Here is a 20,355-nt window from a genome sequence, read left to right on the forward strand (position 1 = left end):
AAACATCTTTTCTTATACTTTACCGACAACCCTTTCTTTTCGTTTTGTTCAAAATCACTATAAAAACCATAGATTCATTGTACATTTAAACAAAAGTGTTTATTTTTAAATTTTTTTGAACATTTTTGTTAAAAAACTATGTACAAAACGATAATAAGGTGATTATAATACAGGTATAGGGTGTTGGAATATTAATTATGTTGCAAATTTTCTAAAAAAGGGGTAATAAAAATGAACACAATGAATATCAACGAAATCAAACAATACAAACACGAGCCTTTTACAGACTTTACGATTGCACAAAACAAAGATGCATTTGAATCTGCATTAGAACTTGTACAATCAGAGCTTGGCAAGAACTATCCTCTTGTAATTGGCGGAGAATTAATTACAACAGAAGATCAAATTCAGTCCATTAACCCAGCAAATAAAACAGAAGTTATCGGCCGCGTGTCAAAAGCAGATCAAGACTTGGCTGAAAAAGCAATGCAAGCAGCACTTTCTACCTTTAATACGTGGAAAAAAGAAGCGCCGGAAGCACGAGCAGATATTCTTTTCCGCGCAGCGGACATTATTCGCCGCCGCAAGCATGAATTTTCAGCTTACCTTGTGAAAGAAGCCGGAAAACCGTGGAAAGAAGCAGATGCTGATACAGCAGAAGCAATTGACTTCCTTGAATACTACGCTCGCCAAATGGTGCAGCTAAAAGACGGTGCGCCTGTGGAGAGCCGCGACGGTGAAGAAAATAAATTTAACTACATTCCGCTTGGTGTCGGCGTTATTATTTCACCTTTTAACTTCCCGTTAGCAATCATGGCTGGAACAGCAGCAGCAGCAATCGTAGCAGGAAATACGGTTCTATTAAAACCTGCTAACAACACACCGGTTATCGCAGCAAAATTTGTAGAAGTAATGAAAGAAGCTGGCCTTCCAGACGGCGTACTGAACTACGTGCCGGGAAGCGGAAGCGAAATTGGCGACTATTTAGTAGATCACCCAAAAACACGCTTCGTTTCATTTACAGGTTCGCGTGAAGTAGGCTGCCGCATCTATGAACGCGCGGCAAAAGTACAGCCTGGTCAAATCTGGCTAAAACGCGTTATTGCTGAAATGGGCGGTAAAGATACGGTCGTTGTAGATAAAGATGCTGATTTAGATTTAGCTGCTTCTTCTATTGTGTATTCAGCATTTGGCTTCTCTGGACAAAAGTGTTCAGCAGGCTCTCGTGCAGTTGTTCACCAAGACGTATACGATATCGTTCTTGAAAAAGCAGTTGAGCTGACAAAAACATTAACAATGGGAAGTCCTGAAGATGTGAACACGTATATGGGACCTGTTATTGACCAGGCTTCTTTCAACAAAATTACAAAGTACATTGAAATCGGTAAAGAAGAAGGCCGTTTAATGACGGGCGGAGAAGCAGATGATTCAAAAGGCTACTTCATTCAGCCTACGATTATTGCAGATGTAGATGAAAAAGCACGTTTAATGCAAGAAGAAATCTTCGGCCCAGTCGTAGCATTCTGCAAAGCGCGCGACTTCGATCATATGATGGAAATTGCTAATAATACAGACTACGGTTTAACAGGTGCCCTTCTTTCAAATACGCCTGAGCACATCGAACGGGCAAAAGAAGAGTTCCACGTCGGAAACCTTTACTTCAACCGCGGTTGTACAGGTGCCATCGTTGGGTACCAGCCGTTTGGCGGATTTAACATGTCAGGAACAGATTCAAAAGCTGGCGGTCCTGATTACTTGATTCTGCACCTGCAAGCAAAAACAACAAGCACGACGCTTTAATACTCAGTAGAGCAGCCTTAGGCTGCTCTATCTTAAAACAACAAGGGATTTTTTCTATAGGGGGAGATATTTATGTTAGCAGAGGTATCTAAAAATGTGTTTCTTCACGCTTCCCAAAATAAAGCGCTAAACAAAGCGGCGAAAAAATGGGGTCTTCGCTTTGGTGCAGCTCAAGTGGTAGCTGGTGACACGATTGAACATGCGATCAAAAAAGTACGGGAACTGAATGAAAAAGGACTTGTTTGTACGCTTGATCATTTAGGGGAATTTGTTTCAAGCAAAGAAGAGGCTATCGAAGCGACTCAATATAATGTCAGAACGCTGGAAGCTATGGGGCAAGCCGGTGTAACGTGCAACTTATCTGTCAAAATGACGCAGCTCGGTTTAGATATTGACCGCAGTTTTTGCGTTGAGAACATGCGCCGCATTCTTGAAACAGCGAAAAAATACGATAACTTCGTCCGAATCGACATGGAAGACTACGCTCACTGTCAAATGACGCTGGATATTTTACGAGAGCTTCGCAAGACGTTTGATAATGTTGGAACGGTTATTCAAGCTTACCTGTTCCGCGCTGAACAAGACGTAAAAGAGCTAAAAGGCATTCCTCTTCGATTGGTAAAAGGCGCGTATCAAGAATCACCAACCGTGGCGTTTCAAGACAAAGCCCAAATTGACGAAAACTATATGCGAATTATTGAAGAACATTTGCTCAGCGGAACATACACGGCTATTGCATCTCACGACCACAATATTATTGCAAAAGTAAAAGAGTTCGCTCACAAAAACAACATCCCGCGCACGCAGTTTGAATTTCAAATGCTGTACGGATTCCGCACAGACATGCAGCTTAGCCTTGCAAAAGAAGGCTATACAATGCGCGTATACGTTCCATTTGGCAACGACTGGTTTGGCTACTTTATGCGCCGCTTAGCGGAAAGACCGCAAAACGTCGCATTTGCTTTAAAAGGATTCTTTTCTAAATAAGCAGGCATTTAGTAAGTTTCTTAATGAAAACGCTATCATTTCTTTGTGCCCTTTGTAGATGCTTCTGCAAAGGGATTTTTTATACGATTTCTCTTCCCTTTCAGTATGTATTAAGGTAAAATAAAAATACGAACAAACGTTCTTTTTATTTCAAACAAAAAGGAGAGTACATATGAATCCTCTATCAAAATTAGAACTGCCTCCTAAGCTAGAACCTTACCGAAAAGAAATCGAAAAAACATGTAAGCCTTACATCCACATCAATACGGTTATGAACAGTCCAAAATTATATGAAAGCAAGTTTGGAGGCAACCCTTACCTTCCTCTAGAAGCAAATCATCCTCTTGATTCTCAAGGTAAGCCGATGCTCCTGATGGCACAAATCAATTTTTCTGAAGTACCTTCCTATGAAAATATGCCCATTCAAGGCATGCTTCAATTTTTCATTTGCGGAGCTAATAACGAAAGCACGGGCGATATGTACGGTCTTGATTTTGACCATCCTACGGCTCAAAAAGACTTTCGCGTCGTTTTTTATGAAGACGTAACCACAGATAAAAAAAAGCTAACAACCGATTTTACGTATCTTGAAGACATTGACCGGGATATGTTCCCTATTCCTCAAGAAGTAGGCTTACAGTTTGAAATAAAAATCGAACCCGTTTCCCCCACTGACTATCGATATAATGATATAGAATCAGATTTATTTGAAGATGAAGAAACTGAAGAAATCTACTGGGATGAGCTTACGGGCGAGTATCATAAAATGGGCGGATACGCTTTTTTCACTCAAAGCGATCCTCGAGACTACGATGAAGCGCTGCGAGCATACGATGTTCTGCTTCTTCAATTCGCCATGGACGACGAAGCCGATATTATGTTTGGTGATGCGGGTGTGGCCAATTTCTTTATTAAAGAAAAAGACCTTCGCAACCGTAACTTTAGAGATGTTTTATACAACTGGGACTGCTGTTAACAAAACGCCCTCTTAGAAAAGTATCTAGGAGGGCGTTTTTCCACATTATTATTATTTACTACTCAGCCTGTTTTTTCGTCTCTTGCAGCATTCAGCGTTTCTTTAAACTGCTGTAGCACTTTTGCATCTGCAAATGTGCTTGTAGGAATAACGTATCCGCTCATTGCGCTAACAAGAATAAAGATATGTTCATCGGTTTCTCTAATTTGAGTGATGCTTGACCAAGGAGTCTTCACTTCTCCTTTTGAGCTTTTCTCTACCAAGCCATCTTCCGTAACCATCATAGTATGCTTACCCGTCAGACTGCTGTTATCTCCTTCATTTATTACCTTTACAATGTTCTTTTTAATACTTCCGTAAAAGTACTTCGGATAAAATAGAAACCACAGCACCGCAAGCAGTGCAAACGCTACGAACATGCTAAGTAAAAATTCTCCTTCAACCCACGAAACAAGCAAAGGAATAAGAAGAAAAATAAGCGACATCCATCGCTGAACTCTCAGCACTTTTTGTACTCTTTCCGAATATTGAGCGTGATGCATGTTAAAAGCTACGTAATCATCTTTAGTTAACGTATAGTGATATTCCATATTAATCTCCAATTCTCTTAAATAACAACAAAATAAAATATACTTCATTTGGTGTTATATGTATATAAAATAATAAGTTTTTCTTATGAAAAGCATCAACTTTTTATCATTTATTTACAGTGATACATCACGTAAACTTAACTAGTACTCTACTATTTAAGGAGGAATGTTTATGACTTTTACACTGACGCATATTGATCATATTCAGCTAGCTGCACCACCGAATTCAGAAAGCGAAGCACGACACTTTTTCGGAACCGTTCTTGGATTAACAGAAGTCGAAAAACCCGAAAGTCTAAAAAAGCGCGGCGGCGTGTGGTTTGAATTTGGTTCTTATCAGCTGCATATTGGTGTTGAACCTGCCTTTTCACCCGCAAAAAAAGCGCATCCAGGCTTTCATGTCAAAAACCTCCCTGCGTTCAAAGATCATCTGGCTAGCTTCGGTATTTCTTTTATAGAAGACAAAAACATTACCGGTGTCGAAAGAATTTACGTGGATGATCCTTTTGGCAACCGAATGGAGTTCTTAGAGAAAGTGAACCTCCCTTTTTCTAACTGAATGTTCGACAAAACAAGAGCTCTTATTTAAGAGCTCTTGTTTTCTTTTAGTCCTTCTTTTTGCTTTTCTTTCCACAGCATGTATAGCAACATCCCCAGCACACAAAATGCCACGCCAAACATTGTTAAAGGAAATAAAAATGTATTAATAAAATGATGATAAATCCATGAGTCGTTCATCTAACCAGCTCCAATACACACCGTTTTTTCACAGTATGCCCTAATATAAGCTTTTTTATGTTGTGTTAAATATCATGGTTTCTATCATATTTCTATTTCTTTTTAATAGAGTAAATAGTAGATACATAACATTCTCCTCTTAGAGTTCTCATCCGCTGATTTCAAAATTTTATTAGAGGAGGTTTACTCTATGAAAAACAAGTTTACTGAAAAGCCTAAAAAGCTTTTTTGGATCCTTTCTTATAAATCATTAATTATCGCTATACTATTTGTTCTTTTAACATCAGCCGCTATTTTTACCGTCACGTATTCAACTCTTCAGCATACGCTGCGCTCAAACGTTGTCTATCAAGCACTATCAAATTATAAAGCCCAAAGCTTGTTCTACTTCATGCATACGGAAAACCATCATTTCTCTCATGCCTTTGAAGAAGACTTCTCCCCGCCTCCTCTCTCTTCTGTCGCCCTGCAGCTGGCGACGAATATTCGCGTGGCAGATACAAGAAGTCTATTTGGATCAGAACTGCCCGGCTTTTCTATTTTTGATTCTCATATTCTATTAGCCGGTGAAGGAACGGATTATACCACGATTCCCCATGAATCGGCTCCTCCGCTCGAAAGCATTTCAGGCGAGCGTGATTTGGATCCTGCTGAAAGCAAAACGTACGAAGAAAGCAAAAAACAGTCTCAAGTACAGGCCAAGCAAAGTACGGGAGACAGAAAAGTTGTGTACATCTACCACACGCACAGCTGGGAATCTTATTTCCCTTTACTTGGTATGCAAGGTGAAGCGAATGAAAATAAAGCCGTTGATAACAAAACCAACATTACGCTCGTTGGTCAAATGCTAGGAATGGAATTAAAAGCAGACGGAATCGGTTCGGAAGTAGATACAACTAATATGACGCAAAAGCTGAATGAAAAAGGCTGGGGTACAGGACGAGCCTATATGATGTCTCGCAGCGTCGTGGAAACGGCTCTTCAGCAAAACAAAGACGTCGATTATTTAATCGATATTCATCGTGATTCACTGCGCCAAGAAAAAACAACGGCCGCTATCAACGGCAAATCGTACGCTAAAATGATGATTGTATTAGGTGAAGCGAATCCGAAATTTGATGAAAACGTGAAAATGGCCAAAGCGATCCATGAAAAACTAGAGGAAAAATATCCAGGTCTTAGCCGCGGAGTATTAAGCAAAAAGAAAACAAGCGGCAATAACGGGCTATATAATCAAGATTTATCCGACCGCTCCATTTTAATTGAAGTAGGGGGCGTCGATAACAATATGGAAGAACTCACAAATACCGTCAAAGCTTTTTCTGATGTGTTCAGCGAGTATTACTGGCAAGCTGAAAAAGTGAATGCGCAGTAAACAAAAACTAGCTACCCCAGGTAGCTAGTTTTTGTTTTTATGAGAGTCACGCTTCTCCTCTTTTTCACAGACAAAGCACACAAGCTTCCCTTCAACAACCACACCGTTTAAAAATCCCTCTAAACAGTACACGTTCTTTTGACATACTGTGCAGATTCCAACGTACTCTTTCACAAATTCCTCACTCCTTCCATACGATTAAAAACCATAAAAAAAGCTCTATTAAAGAGCTTCTTTCTGTACATAGGATTTTCCTTCATTTCAACAAACGGCTCATTTCCTCGGGAGAAAGCGGCTTATCGAATAGATAGCCTTGACCGATATGACAGCCTTGCTCCGTCACAAACTGCAGCTGTTCTTCGTTTTCGATTCCTTCTGCAGTTAGATCAAAGTTAAGTTTCTTTCCCATTTGAATAATCGTTTCCACGAGCACTTTTCCAACTTCGTCTAAGTCGTCAATAAATGATTTATCAATTTTTAACGTATTAATCGGCAAGTGTTTGAGATAGCTAAGGGATGAATAGCACGTTCCGAAATCATCCATCGCCACTTTTACGCCTAGACTCCGCAGACGGTTTAACACTTTTTTTGATTCTTGACTGTTTTGAATAACGCTTTCAGTGATTTCAAGTTCCAGAAAGCGCGGCTCAAGGCCCGTTCTTTTCAAAATTTGTTCCATCTCCGCTACGAATCGTGAGGACTTCAGCTGAATAGGTGATACGTTCACTCCTATTTTACTCGCTAGTGAATTCAGCTCCGTCCATGCTTTCATCTGCTTACACGCTTCTTCTAACACCCACTTGCCAACCGGCACAATTAGATCCACTTCTTCTAAAATAGGCAAAAATTCATTTGGATAGACGGTACTAAACTTTGCGCTATTCCAGCGAATAAGCGCTTCTGCCCCTATGACATCAGACGTTTTCAAATCGATTAACGGCTGATAAACGAGCTGAAACTCATCTCTTTCTAGCGCATACTTTAACTCATTCTCCATGCTGATTGTTTTAATTATTCGTTCATTAGATGAAGACGAACTCATTTCATATGTGTTTCGTCCATTCCGTTTTGCTACATACATCGCAATATCTGCTTGCTTGATCAGCCGGTCGATTAGTTCATCTGCGTCTTTTGGAATAATATGCTGCTGACATTCCTTTGAAAATAGGCTGATGCCAACGCTTGTAGAGGTTAACACTTTATCACCGTCTATATAAAAAGGAAGCGCCATTTCTTTTACAATCTGTTCGGTCATTTCTTCAATTTCCTCAACAGTTTTTAGTGAATGCAGCACTAAAATGAACTCATCGCCCCCGTGCCTCGAGATAAAATCAGAGGAAGGAATACATTTTCTTAACCTTTCTGCTACGCGCCTCAGCAGCACATCGCCGTGATGATGGCCATGCGTATCATTTATTGATTTAAAGCGGTCTAAATCCAAAAATAAAATGGCCAGCAGTTCAGGAGATTCTCGATTTAGAAGCAGTTTTTTCAGCTGCTTGTTTAACCAGTAGCGATTAGGCAAATTGGTTAACGGATCATAATAAGCCATTTGCTTAATTTTCTCTTCATATGCTTTTCGTTTTGTAATATCATTGCGAATCGATACGTACTGATACGGCTTACCCCGCTCATCTAAAAAAGGAACAATGGTTGTATCCACCCAGTAGGACGAACCGTCTTTTGCCTTATTTTTTATTTCTCCGTGCCATACCTTACCGGACCTGATCGTGCTCCATAACTCTTTAAAAAACAAGCTTGAATGATGTTTCGAATTAATAATACGATGATCCTGACCGAGAAGCTCATGTCTTTCGTACTTAGAAATTTCACAGAATTTATCGTTCACGTGATTGATGAATCCGCGACTATCCGTAATTGCTACAATCGATGATTCATTTAACGCAAGTTCAATATCATTTAGTTTTTTCAGCGCTTCTTTAAATTTATATTCAAAATGCCTATTTTCCATAGCCTATACACCTTTATCAAAATTTTAACGATAAAACAAAACCCATGACGAAATGATAGAGAGGAATCGTGAATAATGAATACAAATTAACCAGTAACGGACAACGGATTGGTTTGTCTGATTACCTTATATTATTAAAATAACAAACGTAGGATCGCTGTTTTCCTCTTTTCACCTTCACAAACTTCTTACAAGAAGTTTGTGAAAAAATTGATAGATTGTTTCGTTTATCCATGTCTTTTATTACAACTTTTCTATGGTACCATTAAAATGATTTTTATAGAAATGAAAGTGTACTTTCTTCACTTAATCGACATACCTTTTGATGGTGAACAAAAAAAAGCCTCTGCTTTAGACAGAGGCTTTTTACATTTTCTTCTTACGTGCTCGTACGTGTCAGCCAAGGAAGAATAAGGTTTTGAAAGGTTTTGTTGTATACAATAATTCGATTCAGATAATAAGGATCGTTATCTTTTGTAATAAGGTGGGGGGCTAGGATAGCTGCTTGGTGAAAACCAGCATCTTTTACAATCTTAGCTACGTCATCATTTGTATTGCCGTATGGATATGCAAAGTAAACCGGGTCTATTCCTAAATGGTTCTTAATCGTTTCTTTGCTTTTTCGTAAATCTCCAGCAAACGCGCTGTATTTAGCAGGCGTCAGAAATAAAGGCTTGTCTTCTTCTAAACGGTGCATATCATATGTATGCGAACCGATTGTCGCAAGGCCGCTGTCTTTCATTTCTTTTAGCTGACTCCATGAAGCCATGTTTAAATTTTGAAAATCCGTTGCCCCCACTTGTCCTGCGATTACATATAGCGTAAACGGAATGTTTTCCTTTTTTAAAATAGGAAACGCGTTTTGATAAACAGTACGGTCGATATCATCGAATGAAATCCATACGCAGCGTTTTGGAAACGTGCCTTTTTGCTGATACGCTTCAATATCTTTTGGCGTAACAAACGTAGTGTCAAGTTCCTTCAGCTTTTTTAACTGATGTTCAAAATCATTGCTGTAGACGCTGTACTCTGTCAGTTCGTCAGACTTTGTAACTGAGCTGACAACTCGATTAAACCAATTATGCTTGCGCACGCGATGATAATTTAAGCCTAAGCATCCGTTCGTCTCAAGCGCTGGCTCCACGGTCGTTGTTGCTTTCGCCTTGTCTTCCCAGTTCACTACTTTAAAGAAAATAAAGCCAACTACCGCTGCCGCAATCAAAAGAAAGAATACATATTTCTTCATGCGTGCTTCCTCTCTTCAGTATGTTTTAACGGATTAACATCAAACTCGATGTACTGTGCACGCTGAAGCTCTTGAATTTGATCCTTAGATAAAAGCTCAAGACGCTCTAAATCTTTAATACTCGTATACGCCGGCTCTTTTCGTCGGTTTAAGCTTCCAAATCTCTTTTTGTTGTAGGATCTCCATAAAAACAGAGCCAGGAAAAAGAAGCAAAAAATAGCAAGTCCAATTACTAAAAACGTTCGAATTTCGCCGTTCGTCGTTTTGAACGCAATTTTTAATACCCCGCTGTAACGGTCATTTACGCCGATAACAGCTGAAAGAAAAAACCAAAGAACAATGGCACAATAGAGCCAAAAAACAGATGAAACAATGATGCTTACCACTAATCGAGCAAGAGGCTGTTTGGCTTGAATCATGATTTGCTCTTCGTTAAGCCGCGGTCTGGACTGCTCCATGTAGCATAGCCTCCTTTCACTCTAGATCTGATAGCACGAGGAAATGCGCCCACTACCACAATCGTATTCACAATCCAATAAAGCGCTGGGTACCATGCAGCCCATACGTAATACCGCTTCACGTTATCGTATTTCGAATCAATTTTCAGCGCAATAAACAGTTGAATTAAGCTCATAAACACAAGGGAAAATGACGTAAACGTAAACCAAAACAGCATGTCTTGGGGGCTGCTCGCCGTAACAAGCAGCATGATAGTCACAAACAGCCATGCGAATGACCAAAGGGTACTGATCCACTGCTCTAGGTATACAATCCAAATTCTGCGCTGCTTCCATTTTAATAACACTTTCCAGTGGCGAAGCATTACCTCTTGTCCGCCTTGAGCCCAGCGTACTCGCTGGTTCCAAATTCCTTTTAAGGTTTCGGGCACAAGCATCCAGCACAATGCCCTCGGTTCATAGCGGATATCCCAAAAGCGCTGCTGCAGCTTCCAGCTCACGGCGATATCTTCCGTAATCATGTCACGATCCCACAGCTCAACGTCTACAAGTGCTTTCTTTCGAAAAGCTACTACTACGCCTGAGACCGTCATTACTTTTCCTAAAATTCACTGTGTTCGTTTAATAGAACCGATAATAGAAGAATACTCAACTAGCTGAATGCGACTCAGCAGCGTATTACGGTTTCGAATGCGCGGATTTCCGGTAACGGCTCCCAGCCGTTCCCCTTTATGAAGAAAATGGTGGATTAGATAATATGGAGCGTCTTGATCTAAAATAGCGTCGGAATCTAAGCAGATTAAAAACTCAGCTTTAGATGCGTGCGCACCTAAATGCAACGCGTTGGCTTTTCCTTTATTTTCATAAAGCTGAATCACACGAACTTTAGGGTGATTTCTGCTGATTTCTTTTAAAATATCAGTTGTTCCATCCGTACTGCCATCGTTAATAAGGATGATTTCTTTAGACGGATAATCTAACGCCAAAAGGTGCTTAAGCGTTTCTTCAATCGTCTCTTCCTCGTTATAACAAGGCACTAAAAAGCTCACTAACGGCCAGTCAATTGTTGAAAAATCAACTTTAGGATCTCGGTCGCGATAGCGTATGTAAATAAGCGTGCCTGCAATCCAAAATAAAGACATGATAAATGGATACCAGAAAACAAAGCTCGCAAGCTTTTCAAATCCAGGTATTAATACGTGTTGCATATTCATTTTTCTGACTCCTTCACACCAATTAAAATTGCACAGAGTGACAATTTTATCACTAAATTGGTTAAATAGAACATAGTAATTTTAACCATCTAAAAAAAAGATACTTTTAAACTATTTTTATTCCTATATTATACAACTCTTATATGTAAGTAAGAAGCACCAATAAAGGATGGGCAAGTTACCTACTTAAAGACGTGACATATAGTATCTTTGTAGATTAAAAGCGTGATGATTGCAGGTAGTATACGAAAAAAACTTTTCCCTAAGGAGGAATAACAACTATGAACGAACAAATTCAAAAGCTGCTCAATAACTTAATTCAACTTGAACACGTCTCTTCGACTTTATACCTAGCTATGTCTAACTATATGAATCGATTAAACTATAAAGGAATGGGCAGCTGGCTGCGTCTGCAGTCTGAAGAAGAACGCACTCATATGCTAAAACTCATTGACTACTTAGTTGACCGCGGCGGAACGGTAGAATTAAGCTCTTTGCCTGCTCAGCCAAGTGAGTTTGGGACACCGTTAGAAACGTTTCAAAAAGTATTGGAGCATGAGAAGTTCGTCACGAATTCTTATCGTCAAGCGTTTCAATTTATCAACCAAGCGAATGACCCTCAAACGTTAGTCATCGTGCAGGACTTTTTACGAGAACAAGTCGACGAAGAAGCTCAAGCTCAAACGATTGTAGACCGTTTAAAAATCGCCCAAAATAACCCTGCAGCTATCTTTATACTCGATCAAGAACTAGGACAGCGAAAAGCTGCACCAGCGGGTGGAGCAGCTGCGCAAGGTTAAAAGCGCAGAAGAGTATAGAACAATGTGCAGAACCAATAACACGACGCCCCTTTCCTTGTGTCGAGTTGGTATTCATCACGGCTATTATGGATATCCGCCCAATGTGTATGACGCCATTCAAAGGCTTATGAATCAATATATGCATCAGCTTCACTATCATCGGCCTCAATACGTTCACGTCTACTCCGTGCATCCTTCTCTTATTCACTACTACCTTCACTAAGTTAAGGAAAATAGAGAATTTTCCTTCATGAAAAAATTCACCGTTTCTCCACCCTAATTCAGGAATTCCAATCAAAAATTTGGATATTTATGCTGATATAGATTTTGTTACTCATATAAAGAAACAATTAAGGTAAAAATCGAACGTGTCTGAACTGGTTTTTATTATCTCTTGCCTTAGGACCGCTTGTTACCTTCATCTTACTGCTGATTGAAAAACGATAAAAATTGGTTCAAAGCTCATTGCTTTGAGCTTTTTTCTTTATTTTCCAACTATGACTGCTCTCCAAAACAAGTGGAAAAAGCACCGCTTGAAATTTTTTTCTAGACTTAATATGCATAAATCTATTCATCATTGAGCGTAAATCTGGCTGCATTTTGTTAATAAAAAACCTACTCTTTAGAAAAGGAAGGAAGCTCCTTTTTAAACCTTTGTTTCTGACAATAAAATCAAAAGAAAGAAAAACGCTTTTATTCTATGCTTTTCTAATTAACAGATTAACTGTTTTCTTCAGATAATTACCTTTTACATGGGACAGCTGTGCATCTACTGAATGAGGTCAAACTTCCTGTATTTCTCAATCTGTAGGATGAATAAATACTCATTTGCTTCATTTGACAAAGAAATAAATGCTGTGTAATTTAAGTAACATACCCCATCTAAACTGTTTTTAGAAAGGATTAAGTAGCAAGATGCGTACAAAAAAAGAAGAGTGTATAATTGACGAAATGGGAAGAGTATCCCTTCCTTCTTTGTTTATGCAACTAACAAAACTCGAGACGAACGACAAAGTTTTTTTACGGAGCTGTGATGATTGGATTATTATCGATCATCATGATGGAAATGTCCCGGTTCCTTCTCGTATCTTCATTCGAACAATTGACCACATGAGTAGAATAGTCATTCCAAAATCCCTGCGAGATGACTATGAACTTAAGCCCTTTGATTATGTAGAACTATACGTGGTAGAACAGCAAATTGTGATGAAAAAAAGAGACGAAAAATCGATAGCGCTTTCACAAAAACCTGCGGCGCCTCCCCCTTATTATGCAACATTAACCGGACGGCAGATTCAGCTCACTTCTGAACTTTTAACGTTAGTCGAATTGGATGCCAACATGGAGGTTCAATTTTTTATTAACCAGGAAAATAACATTGTGATTCAAAAATATGAAATGAGTTTTGGTAAGAAAACGACTTTAACATTTACGGCTCAATCTCGAAAAATTGATGACCGTTTTCGACTTACTATTCCTAAAAAGCTGCGAGATGATTTCTCTATTCATTCAGGTACGATGTTAAAAATAAAGAAGAGTAATAAGCAGCTCATTTTAGAAAAAGTGGAGAATGGAAAAGAGATTAGCAGCGTATTATCTCAGCAAATAGACGCAGCAATTGTTAAAAAATTATCGAAATAAGAACGACGCAAAAAACAAATGGTTCCCTATGACTTCATAGCAAAAGCTAAGAGTTACGCATAGATTCACCCTTTCTATACTCAACTCTTAGCTTTTAGACTTATCTTCCGTAAACGTGTACAAGCCGGTTACTCCACATAATAGCACTACTTCCAAAATAAAAAACCATTTCCATATCTATCAAAATATTTGTAAATAATTTCAATATATGTGTATAATGAGGTACTTTGCATAGAGGAGGCTGATTTAGTTGAAGATTTCAACAGGAACTGAATTTTACGATAATGACGAGACGTTTTTGGCCTATACAAAACGCCGGCAGCAAAAAGAAAATGCCAACGATACGATTGAAAAACCGGCCATTTTACAGCTTCTAGGTGATGTTACAGATGCAAACGTTTTAGATTTAGGGTGCGGAAACGCTGGATTTGGCGCGGAGCTTCTTGACCAGGGATGTTTCTCTTATACCGGGGTAGACGGCTCGATCAATATGATAAACGCGGCTCAGCAACAGCTTTTAAACTATCCAAATGCAAGAGTGCTCCATGAATCGATGGAGCATTATACTCCACCACGCACCGAATACAATTTGGTTACTGCAAGACTGTCTCTCCACTACATGGAAGACTTAGCTTCCATTTTCACTAAAGTGAATCAAGCACTCAAACCTGAAGGAAGATTTATTTTTTCCGTTGAACATCCAGTCATTACTTCCACTTTGCAGCCTTCTGCTCTGCGCACAAACTGGACCGTGGATAACTACTTCTCAATGGGATTCCGTCAGCAGCACTGGATGGGCGGATACGTTCAAAAGTATCATCGCACGCTTGAAGAGTACTTTTCTTTGATGCAGCAAAGCGCATTCACCGTTACAAATTTAAAAGAAGCATGTCCTCAAAAAGAATATTTCGACAGCGCTGAAACTTACGAGCGGCGAATGCGTATTCCTTTGTTTTTACTGATGAGCGGCGTGAAGAATAGATAAGCGCCTAGATGAAAAGAGCATCAAAGCCTTTGTTAAGGAAACAAAGGCTTTGATGCTCTTTTACACTTACTCTTCACAACAGCAACATACGCTGTGTCTCTGTTGTTTGGCGTCACTAAATCCCTCTTTCTTTCAAAAAACTATTTTAGTTAATCGTCTAACTTTTTATCAAAAACAAAAGTAGTCATCGCAACATCTTCTTCAATATTAATGTCTGAAAAAACTCTTACAATTTTTGCATGAACAAGTTTTTCAAACTTATTTCGTATCTCGGAGCAATCATAAATTTTTTTCACTAGCTCTGTACGTGCCTCATGAACCATTCTTTTGCCTTCAGGAGAAGTTATCATAAATTTTTCTACATTCGTAAGATTGCCTTTCATTTCACTAACAGCCCACGCATCTACAAAGCGAGTAGTAATTTCTCTCGGTCCATTTCCAACCTGCTCCTTACGGATTTCGCGCACTAAATTACTAAATTCATGCTCCTTATTTCTACTCATATTCAAATTCTCCTTTCATTATCTTCTAATCTTTTTTTCGTTAACATTAAGTAACTAATCGTTAAAGCAATAATTCCTAGCGATAAAAATAAACTTCCAATTTGATAATTGTTATTTACAATGATAAATCGTATTGTAGCAGTAATTCCAATGTATAAAAGATAACTCAACGGAAAATGGCAGCTTTCCTTAAAGTAAGTCATAATCATCGAAACAAAAGCAAAATATAAAAAGAAAACCAATACTTTTCCAAGGATTTTATGAACGTTATTATTTCCTGTTAAGGCATCATTCATAATATAAAAAAGCTCTCTCAATAAAAAATAAACGAGTATAAACCCTAGGACAATCAGCGAGACGTTTAAAATAAATTGATATGTTGTAATTAGATACTGCCTTTTTTTACGTAAAAATAGTTCCAACACCTTTGTATCCCTTCCTTTTATCTAACTTCCTTACATTGATTCTATTCATGTTAGCAAAACGCTCAAAAACTATTAGCTTGTTTTAGAGCTTGCTGCTTTATTAGTTGTCTTCAACATATCCACTCCTCCACAAAAAAACCCATCATAAAGAGATTTGTGCATAGCTGTACAAATTTCTTTATGATGGGTTAACGACTCAGCATTTTTCAATACTTGTTATCCAGCCCTTCATATATCTACATATAGTCAAGTCACCAAAGATAAAAAAACATATATAATGAATTTCTATCAATAAGCTTCTTTACAATTAATTATAGCGCAATACGTCAAAACTTCAAATAAAGATTTACTTAGCGTTTGCACTGATATAGTTTTTAACTACTTCTTCATTTAACATTGATCGGCAGCGGAGCACAAGAAGCTACAAGCTTTTGTTCACGCATTTCTTCCCAGAAGGCTGCCGGAATTACTGTATTTAATGCCGCTTTGTCTTCAGCAATACGCTCTGGACGACTAGCGCCAGGAATAACAGCAGCAACCGCTGGATTAGCCAGTGAGAACTGTACAGCAGCGGCTTTAATGCTGATCTGATGACGATCTGCAATCGCTTTGATTTTTTCTACTTTTGCCATAATGTCTGAAGATGCTTTTTGATATTCAAAGTGTGTACCTCCAGCAAGAACGCCTGAGCTGTACGGTCCGCCGACAACAATGTCCATATTATGCTTTACGGCTTCGGGCATCACTCGCTGCAGCGCACGTTCATGATCTAACAGCGTGTAACGGCCCGCTAGCAATGATACATCCGGCTTTGCTTCTTCTAACTCCAGCATGATTTCAATTGGTTCTACTCGGTTTACTCCAAGTCCCCATCCTTTAATAACTCCTTCTTCACGCAAGCGCGTAAGCACACGAAATGCGCCCGTTCGAGCAGACTCAAATTGTCCTACCCACTCATCTCCATAAAAATCTTGCGCAACATCATGAATATACACAAAGTCCAAGCGATCTGTTTTTAAACGATTTAAGCTTTGCTCGACCGAACGAAGAGTGGCATCTGCGCTGTAGTCATTGATAATTTTATTTTTACGGCCAAATTCGAAAAGTCCGCCTTTTTCTCCCATATCACGTGAAGATGTGTCTTCTAGTTCATCTGAAATGACGCGACCTACTTTCGTACTTAGCACATACTCATCGCGATTTCTTTTTGACAGGGCTTCACCAAGGCGCATCTCAGCTAAGCCAGCTCCGTAAAGAGGAGCTGCATCAAAGTAACGGATGCCGCTTTCCCAAGCTGCATCGACCGTCGCTATAGCCTCTTCTTCTGGAATATTACGATACATATTGCCTAGAGGTGCCGTTCCAAAACCTAGTTTTCCTTGCGGTATCTCTCTCATATTCATAAAACCTCCTGAAATTTTTATAATTCTATTTTAGAAATTGATCAGTATGAAGGTAAACTCAACGACTGATCTATTCATTAAATGTCATATTATCTCCTGACAAAATTTATTATGAAGCATATACACAATAAAAAAAAGTACGCACTTCAAAGTAATATGGGAACTAAAAAGTAACCTACTAAGGAGTAAATGAGCTTTTCAGGCTCTCCTTTTATTTATGTACTTTCTACTTCTTACTCATGCAAACAAACATTTTGCATACAATAAGCAGAAAGCTACTTTATAAATGAGGTGAGATTCTTGAGAGATGAATACTTCAAAAAAATTGAAGATAAGCTCGATAAGCTTGATGAAATGGACGATTCCACAATGAAAGAAGAACAAAAAGATGAATATTTTCAAAGTCTGCTAGATGATATGGATGATTTGTTGAAAGACATGCGCCAGCGAGAAAAAGACTCGAATCATCTCGTCAGCGAACATATGAAGACGGTTAATGACATATTTGATAACGCAATCAAAAATTTAAAAAAAGACCGAAGCTAGCGTTATAGCACTTCTACTCCATTTTAATATACTGATTTTTCTGTTTTTTAAATATAAAAATATAGTATTTCACATGTGAAAATGGTATTTTCAGTATACGCAAAAAGTAGGAGTGAAAAAAAGCAATGGAAAACAGTCATTTTAAAGAACAAGTAAAAACGAAGGAAGAGCTTCGCGATATAGTCGGCGCGCCTAACAAATTGGCGCATCAAAAAATAATTTCTTATTTAGATCGACACTGCCGGGAATTTATTAAACATTCCCCTTTTGTTATCATCGCTACAGCTGATTATAAAGGTATTTGCGACAGTTCTCCGCGAGGCGATCACCCTGGTTTTGTACAAGTTGTCGATGAGAAAAGGCTATTGATTCCAGAGAGGCGTGGCAATCAAAAAGTAGATTCATTGGAAAATATTTTATCTAATCCTCAAATAGGGCTGCTTTTTTTGATTCCAGGCATAGAAGAAACACTGCGAATTAACGGCAAAGCTTGCATTGTAAAAGAAAAAGCGCTGCTTGAAACAATGGCGGTTCAAAACGAAACTCCGCTGCTCGCTATGGGCGTCGAAGTACAAGAATGCTTTCTCCACTGCAGCAAAGCATTCAAGCGATCAAAGCTGTGGAATCCAGAATCTTGGGAAAGAGTCGAAACGCTTCCTTCCGCAGCTCAAATAGTCGCAGAACACGCAGGCTTTTCCACTTTAGAAAGTCGTACCAATCCCGAAGAAAGCAAAACTCAGCACCTCTATGAAAAAAAGCCGCTGTAATGCGGCTTTTGTCATTTTACCATCAGAAACAGTATACCTCCGGCAATGATCAGAACTGGTAACAAAGCAAGAAGCACGCCTTTTTTCGAACTTCCTATGTATTCATGATCACCATAGGCGCGGCCTGCTCTAAAATCTACTTTCACCTGAGATTCTTCTTTTTTATGTTCTTTTTTCATCCTCTTTGCCTCCTAGCGGCATTTGAGCGTCAATTTGCTTAATATGATGCTTTAAATGAGCAATATAATCTTTAGTCAACCACTGGAGCGAAACGAACTTTCCATCTTTTAATTCGAATTGATACATATGCTTTTCTGTTGGTATATGCAAAAGAACGGAAGCAATTTGCTTATTTAAGCTGTGCCATAGGGCAACTATTTCTTCCATGGGCATATCTTGATAGTGCTGCAGTTCTACCCATTCATCTTGTTTGTAAGGCGTCAGGACCAAAGGTGTTTTTTCATGCTGCACGTTGACAAACCGCTGCAAATTGTGAAGGGCTGAGTCACATAAGTGCCCCACAATTTCTTTCGGTGACCACTTCTTAGGAGCAAGACGGTTTGACGCCGCTGCTTCAGAGAATACTTCAAGCTTTTTAGGAAGCTTTATCATCCATTCATTTAACTCAACAACCGTCGACTTCACGTTCATTTCCCCTTTAAGCACGTTTTTTAAAAAACCTTCCCCATATAATATTCATCGACTAATTTTCCATCTACAACGAGCGAACATATTTTTTTCCCTTCTATTTTAAAACCCATCTTTTTATACAGCGAAATGGCCGTTTCATTGTGGGTCATAACGGTTAGCTCTACTCGTTTGATGCCGATACGCGCCGCCCAGTTCTCCATTTCTTCAAACAATGAAGTACCAATCCCCTGGTTTCCATAGGAACGCAGTACGCCAACAGCTAAGTATGCGCTGTGTTTTTTTCGATTAACGCTTCCGCCAATCACAGATAAATGTCCGACAAGCTGTCCGTCTTGTTCCGCCACTAAAATGGTCGAGTTCGGCATCTTTAAAAAAGTTGTAATCATTTTTTTCTGCTGTTCGAGCGTAATCGCACGCTCATTTTCCTCGTACAGCATATATGCTGTTTCTCGATCAAGCTCTTTATTTAACGCTAAAAAAGCGGCTGCATCAGAAGCTAAAATTTCTCGAATCACGTTTACCCCTGCTTTCGTGAATAGTAGTTAACTAGAAAAAAACGCTAAAAAACGGATGATATCCTTACACACGTGCTGAACGTTTTCCAAGAAACGCCGTGAAGATAAAACATACACTAAAAGCGACCGCTGAAACGAAAAAGCCAAGCATCCACCCTAAAGCTCGCATAAACGTATCTTCATTGGGATACAGGGGCTTAACGCTTACCCACTGGATCACCATAATTAATGCCAATATTAAATAAAAGCTGCTTCCCGTAAAAGCCATTTTAAGACGGTTTTTAAATGATCCTGTCCACGCTGTACTAAAGGCGCTCCACGTGAAAATACTTACAATTGTCGCTAAAAACATAAGAACAAGATGCAAATAAGGGATATTAGTAAAGATAGGAAGGAAGAGTAAACATATCGTAGTCCCAAAATATAAAGCATTAATGCCAAACAAATAGCCTCCGCTTAGCCAATGGTTTTGAAACCACTTTTTCTTGCTAAGACGTTCTATCATTCCGCTGGGCACCCACAGCGTACGCGAAAAAATAATCATCGCCAGCACAAGTACAGTGCCGGCTAAAAAGAATATTAACACCTTTTTATCAGCCTTTCTATTCAAAATAAATATGGTTAATTATACTATTAATAACAGAATTAAACTATTGTTTTCTTTACTAATAAAGAGGCTTAGACATAACAAAATTACTCCAACCTAAAGACGAACAGATGGGATAAATAAGCTGGACTGCTTGTTACACCGCTGTTGATTTCC

General features: G+C 39.0%; 23 protein-coding genes and 1 pseudogene. 11 read left to right on the forward strand and 13 right to left on the reverse strand.

All coding sequences use genetic code 11. The annotated features are described in order from the left end of the window. Positions 1-231: 231 nt before the first annotated feature. From pruA to BG04_RS04000, 3 genes are all read left to right on the forward strand, one after another. Positions 232-1,800 (forward strand): L-glutamate gamma-semialdehyde dehydrogenase, encoded by a 1,569-nt coding sequence (gene pruA, locus BG04_RS03990; RefSeq protein ID WP_034649680.1) that lies wholly within the window; start codon positions 232-234, stop codon positions 1,798-1,800. A gap of 72 nt (positions 1,801-1,872) precedes the next feature. Further along, positions 1,873-2,787 carry a proline dehydrogenase family protein gene (locus BG04_RS03995; RefSeq protein ID WP_034649678.1) on the forward strand — a complete coding sequence of 305 codons (915 nt, stop codon included), beginning with the start codon at positions 1,873-1,875 and terminating at the stop codon, positions 2,785-2,787. A gap of 172 nt (positions 2,788-2,959) precedes the next feature. After that, positions 2,960-3,763 (forward strand): YwqG family protein, encoded by an 804-nt coding sequence (locus tag BG04_RS04000; protein ID WP_016765137.1) that lies wholly within the window; start codon positions 2,960-2,962, stop codon positions 3,761-3,763. A 62-nt stretch (positions 3,764-3,825) separates the two neighbouring features. On the opposite strand, the gene BG04_RS04005 is transcribed toward BG04_RS04000, so the two are convergent. After that, positions 3,826-4,353, reverse strand: coding sequence for a YcxB family protein (locus tag BG04_RS04005; RefSeq protein ID WP_034649676.1), 528 nt, complete (start codon positions 4,351-4,353; stop codon positions 3,826-3,828). A 172-nt stretch (positions 4,354-4,525) separates the two neighbouring features. Here BG04_RS04005 and BG04_RS04010 point away from each other — a divergent pair, with 172 nt between their 5' ends. Then, on the forward strand, positions 4,526-4,912 hold the full coding sequence (locus tag BG04_RS04010) for a VOC family protein (protein ID WP_034649674.1): 387 nt from the start codon (positions 4,526-4,528) through the stop codon (positions 4,910-4,912). 26 nt (positions 4,913-4,938) lie between these two features. Here the strand turns inward: BG04_RS04010 and BG04_RS30895 are convergent, their stop codons facing one another. Continuing rightward, entirely contained in the window at positions 4,939-5,091 is a 153-nt protein-coding gene (locus tag BG04_RS30895; RefSeq protein WP_168797084.1) for a hypothetical protein, read from the reverse strand. Between the two features lie 190 nt (positions 5,092-5,281). Here BG04_RS30895 and spoIIP point away from each other — a divergent pair, with 190 nt between their 5' ends. Further along, entirely contained in the window at positions 5,282-6,466 is a 1,185-nt protein-coding gene (spoIIP, locus tag BG04_RS04015; protein ID WP_034649672.1) for a stage II sporulation protein P, read from the forward strand. A gap of 256 nt (positions 6,467-6,722) precedes the next feature. Here spoIIP and BG04_RS04020 read toward each other — a convergent pair whose 3' ends face one another. From BG04_RS04020 to pgaC, 4 genes and pseudogenes are all read right to left on the reverse strand, one after another. Then, positions 6,723-8,438, reverse strand: a complete 1,716-nt coding sequence (locus BG04_RS04020) for a putative bifunctional diguanylate cyclase/phosphodiesterase (protein ID WP_034649669.1) — start codon at positions 8,436-8,438, stop codon at positions 6,723-6,725. A gap of 379 nt (positions 8,439-8,817) precedes the next feature. Next, positions 8,818-9,684, reverse strand: coding sequence for a polysaccharide deacetylase family protein (locus BG04_RS04025; RefSeq protein ID WP_034649665.1), 867 nt, complete (start codon positions 9,682-9,684; stop codon positions 8,818-8,820). Further along, positions 9,681-10,142, reverse strand: coding sequence for a poly-beta-1,6-N-acetyl-D-glucosamine biosynthesis protein PgaD (gene pgaD, locus BG04_RS04030; protein ID WP_034649662.1), 462 nt, complete (start codon positions 10,140-10,142; stop codon positions 9,681-9,683). Before pgaD ends, BG04_RS04025 begins: the two co-directional genes overlap by 4 nt. Next, a pseudogene (pgaC, locus tag BG04_RS04035) lies at positions 10,100-11,356 on the reverse strand (poly-beta-1,6-N-acetyl-D-glucosamine synthase). The gene pgaD and the pseudogene pgaC overlap by 43 nt, the downstream one beginning before the upstream one ends. Before the next feature lie 281 nt (positions 11,357-11,637). On the opposite strand from pgaC, the gene BG04_RS04040 reads away from it, so the two are divergent. The 4 genes from BG04_RS04040 to BG04_RS04050 all read left to right on the forward strand — a co-directional run bounded on the left by BG04_RS04040 (position 11,638) and on the right by BG04_RS04050 (position 14,782). After that, entirely contained in the window at positions 11,638-12,156 is a 519-nt protein-coding gene (locus BG04_RS04040; RefSeq protein ID WP_016765147.1) for a ferritin, read from the forward strand. A 22-nt stretch (positions 12,157-12,178) separates the two neighbouring features. After that, positions 12,179-12,379 (forward strand): hypothetical protein, encoded by a 201-nt coding sequence (locus BG04_RS30265; protein ID WP_136461673.1) that lies wholly within the window; start codon positions 12,179-12,181, stop codon positions 12,377-12,379. 692 nt (positions 12,380-13,071) lie between these two features. Then, on the forward strand, positions 13,072-13,797 hold the full coding sequence (locus BG04_RS04045) for an AbrB/MazE/SpoVT family DNA-binding domain-containing protein (RefSeq protein ID WP_034649659.1): 726 nt from the start codon (positions 13,072-13,074) through the stop codon (positions 13,795-13,797). 250 nt (positions 13,798-14,047) lie between these two features. Beyond that, positions 14,048-14,782, forward strand: a complete 735-nt coding sequence (locus tag BG04_RS04050) for a class I SAM-dependent DNA methyltransferase (protein WP_034649656.1) — start codon at positions 14,048-14,050, stop codon at positions 14,780-14,782. Between the two features lie 149 nt (positions 14,783-14,931). Here BG04_RS04050 and BG04_RS04055 read toward each other — a convergent pair whose 3' ends face one another. The 3 genes from BG04_RS04055 to BG04_RS04065 all read right to left on the reverse strand — a co-directional run bounded on the left by BG04_RS04055 (position 14,932) and on the right by BG04_RS04065 (position 17,107). Beyond that, positions 14,932-15,285 carry a Na-translocating system protein MpsC family protein gene (locus tag BG04_RS04055; RefSeq protein WP_034649654.1) on the reverse strand — a complete coding sequence of 118 codons (354 nt, stop codon included), beginning with the start codon at positions 15,283-15,285 and terminating at the stop codon, positions 14,932-14,934. 2 nt (positions 15,286-15,287) lie between these two features. Further along, complete coding sequence (locus BG04_RS04060) at positions 15,288-15,710, reverse strand: phosphate-starvation-inducible protein PsiE (RefSeq protein ID WP_013084516.1); 423 nt, start codon at positions 15,708-15,710, stop codon at positions 15,288-15,290. A gap of 386 nt (positions 15,711-16,096) precedes the next feature. Then, positions 16,097-17,107, reverse strand: a complete 1,011-nt coding sequence (locus BG04_RS04065) for an aldo/keto reductase (protein WP_034649652.1) — start codon at positions 17,105-17,107, stop codon at positions 16,097-16,099. A gap of 297 nt (positions 17,108-17,404) precedes the next feature. Here BG04_RS04065 and BG04_RS04070 point away from each other — a divergent pair, with 297 nt between their 5' ends. Both BG04_RS04070 and BG04_RS04075 read left to right on the forward strand, forming a co-directional pair. Further along, the gene (locus BG04_RS04070; protein WP_230184437.1) at positions 17,405-17,659 is read left to right on the forward strand and encodes a hypothetical protein; all 255 of its coding nucleotides are present in this window, start codon (positions 17,405-17,407) and stop codon (positions 17,657-17,659) included. Positions 17,660-17,784: 125 nt separating this feature from the next. Next, positions 17,785-18,426, forward strand: a complete 642-nt coding sequence (locus tag BG04_RS04075; protein WP_034649650.1) for a pyridoxamine 5'-phosphate oxidase family protein — start codon at positions 17,785-17,787, stop codon at positions 18,424-18,426. Positions 18,427-18,437: 11 nt separating this feature from the next. Here BG04_RS04075 and BG04_RS30900 read toward each other — a convergent pair whose 3' ends face one another. The 4 genes from BG04_RS30900 to BG04_RS04090 all read right to left on the reverse strand — a co-directional run bounded on the left by BG04_RS30900 (position 18,438) and on the right by BG04_RS04090 (position 20,178). Then, on the reverse strand, positions 18,438-18,605 hold the full coding sequence (locus BG04_RS30900; RefSeq protein ID WP_013084520.1) for a hypothetical protein: 168 nt from the start codon (positions 18,603-18,605) through the stop codon (positions 18,438-18,440). Continuing rightward, positions 18,589-19,071 carry a DinB family protein gene (locus BG04_RS04080; RefSeq protein WP_016765154.1) on the reverse strand — a complete coding sequence of 161 codons (483 nt, stop codon included), beginning with the start codon at positions 19,069-19,071 and terminating at the stop codon, positions 18,589-18,591. Before BG04_RS04080 ends, BG04_RS30900 begins: the two co-directional genes overlap by 17 nt. Before the next feature lie 26 nt (positions 19,072-19,097). Continuing rightward, positions 19,098-19,592 carry a GNAT family N-acetyltransferase gene (locus tag BG04_RS04085; RefSeq protein WP_013084522.1) on the reverse strand — a complete coding sequence of 165 codons (495 nt, stop codon included), beginning with the start codon at positions 19,590-19,592 and terminating at the stop codon, positions 19,098-19,100. A 64-nt stretch (positions 19,593-19,656) separates the two neighbouring features. Further along, positions 19,657-20,178: a hypothetical protein gene (locus BG04_RS04090; protein WP_034649643.1), complete on the reverse strand. Its 522-nt coding sequence runs from the start codon at positions 20,176-20,178 to the stop codon at positions 19,657-19,659. Between the last annotated feature and the right edge of the window lie 177 nt (positions 20,179-20,355).

The sequence above is a fragment of the Priestia megaterium NBRC 15308 = ATCC 14581 genome (assembly GCF_000832985.1).
In the GTDB taxonomy this organism is placed as follows: Bacteria; Bacillota; Bacilli; order Bacillales; family Bacillaceae_H; genus Priestia; species Priestia megaterium.